2 protein-coding genes and 1 pseudogene are annotated in these 1,984 nt (G+C 50.4%); 1 reads left to right on the top strand and 2 read right to left on the bottom strand.

Features of this window, described 5'->3' with window-relative positions; all coding sequences use genetic code 11:
* Positions 1 to 82: 82 nt before the first annotated feature.
* Positions 83 to 922, top strand: coding sequence for a protease HtpX (htpX, locus tag ACTHUE_RS16980; protein WP_004520292.1), 840 nt, complete (start codon positions 83 to 85; stop codon positions 920 to 922).
* Between the two features lie 48 nt (positions 923 to 970).
* On the opposite strand, the gene hpnC is transcribed toward htpX, so the two are convergent.
* Positions 971 to 1,786, bottom strand: coding sequence for a squalene synthase HpnC (hpnC, locus tag ACTHUE_RS16975; protein ID WP_004519881.1), 816 nt, complete (start codon positions 1,784 to 1,786; stop codon positions 971 to 973).
* 54 nt (positions 1,787 to 1,840) lie between these two features.
* A pseudogene (locus ACTHUE_RS16970) lies at positions 1,841 to 1,984 on the bottom strand (cytidine deaminase); the annotation flags it as partial.

The following is a 1,984-nucleotide window of genomic DNA, read 5'->3' as shown; positions in this document are numbered from 1 at the left end:
GCTGTTTCATCTCTATAGAGTTTTTGAGACAATGCGCCCATATAAAAATCACCTCACAAACCACACTAAAAAGGAATAATCGGTGAAACGCATTTTCTTATTTATCGCAACCAATATCGCAGTTCTGGTTGTCATCCGTATTATTTTGGCCATCTTGGGCATCAACAGTACCGACCAAGTCGGCAGCCTGTTGGCTTATTCCGCAGTCGTCGGCTTCAGCGGCTCGATTGTCTCTTTGCTGATGTCGAAAACCATTGCCAAACATTCGGTCGGCGCCGTCGTCATCGACCAGCCCCAAAGCGAAGAAGAAGCTTGGCTGTTGGCAACTGTTGAAGCGCAAGCCCGCCAATGGAATCTGAAAACGCCCGAAGTAGCCATTTACGACTCCCCAGAGCCTAATGCCTTTGCAACCGGCGCGACCAAAAACAGCTCGCTCATCGCTGTCAGCACCGGCCTGCTCGACCACATGACCCGCGATGAAGTCGAAGCCGTTTTGGCGCATGAAATGGCACACGTCGGCAACGGCGATATGGTAACGCTGACACTGATTCAAGGTATTGTGAATACTTTTGTTGTCTTCTTGGCGCGTATTGTTTCCAGCATGGTGGCGCGCAACAATGACGGCAGTACGTCGCAAGGTACATATTTCATGGTCAGCATGGTATTGCAGATCGTATTCGGCTTCCTCGCCAGCATCATTGTGATGTGGTTCAGCCGCCAACGCGAATACCGCGCCGATGCGGGCGCTGCAAAACTGGTGGGCGCGCCGAAAATGATTGCCGCCCTGCAACGCTTAAAAGGCAGCACCAGCGATCTGCCGCAAACCATGACCGCAATGGGCATTGCCAGCGAAGCCAAAGATTCTTGGTTCAGCACCCATCCTTCTTTGGACAACCGCATCAACCGTTTGAAAAACCGCTAATCGAAAACATCAAGGCCGTCTGAAACATCAATTTCAGACGGCCTTTTTTTATTTCTTCATCAAAGCCCGTTTGATGATAATCATCCAGTCTTTCTTATCCAACAGCGGCCGCTGGTTAAACACGTCATATTTGCAACCGTCCAGTTTCTGCAAAATCAACTGGCCGCCGACAATAATCATGCGCAACTCAAAACCGATTCGTCCTTTGAGGGTTTTGCCCAACGGCGAACCGGCCTTCAGTATTTGAAAGGCACGTTGACACTCGTGTGCCATCAGTCGTTGAAAAGCAAAGTCGGCTTTGCCGGCCGCAATCTGTTCTTCGCTGACTTTGAACTTCTGCAAATCTTCCTGAGGGATGTACACGCGCCCTTTCTGCCAATCTGCCGCCACGTCCTGCCAGAAATTAATCAGCTGCAAGGCAGTGCAAATGCCGTCGCTTTGCGCTATGCTCACTTCATCGGTTTGCCCGTACAAATGCAACATAATGCGCCCCACCGGATTGGCGGACAAACGGCAATAGGCAATCAATTCGCCAAAATTTTCATAACGGTTTTTGACCACATCCTGACTGAACGCCGCCAACAAATCGTAAAACAGCTGCAACGGTAATTGAAACGGCTCAATCGCTTCGTTGTACAAACGCTGCATCAAAGCTGTTTGCGATTTCCCACCTTGTGTAATGCGGTCTAACTCTGCCTTCAGTTCGTCCAGTTGGCGCAGGCGTTCGACTGCTTCGGCATTGCCTTCGTCGGCAATATCGTCCGCCGTCCGCGCAAAAGCGTAAACGGCGTGAACCGGCTTGCGCAAACGGCGCGGCAGCACAATAGAGCCGACTGGGAAGTTTTCGTAATGATTGACTGACATGGGGAAATCCGAAAATTTAAAATAAAGTGTTTTTGCTGACAGGCCGTCTGAAATTCAGACGGCCTTACGTTTGGCCGCAAAGAAATCCTGCAATACGCTTTGGCATTCTTCTGCCAATATGCCGCCCAAAATTGCGGTATGCTTGTTCAGACGTTTGTCGGCAAACAAATCGACCACGCTGCCTGCCGCACCGGTTTT

This window comes from Neisseria sp. P0021.S005 (assembly GCF_051956955.1).
The sequence above is the reverse complement of the archived record's forward strand: the minus strand, read 5'-3'. Positions and strand labels throughout refer to the sequence as shown.

Bases quoted from the DNA above. Each gene is read 5' to 3' on its own strand.
- hpnC (WP_004519881.1), bottom strand. From the start codon at position 1,786: ATGTCAGTCAATCATTACGAAAACTTCCCAGTCGGCTCTATTGTGCTG.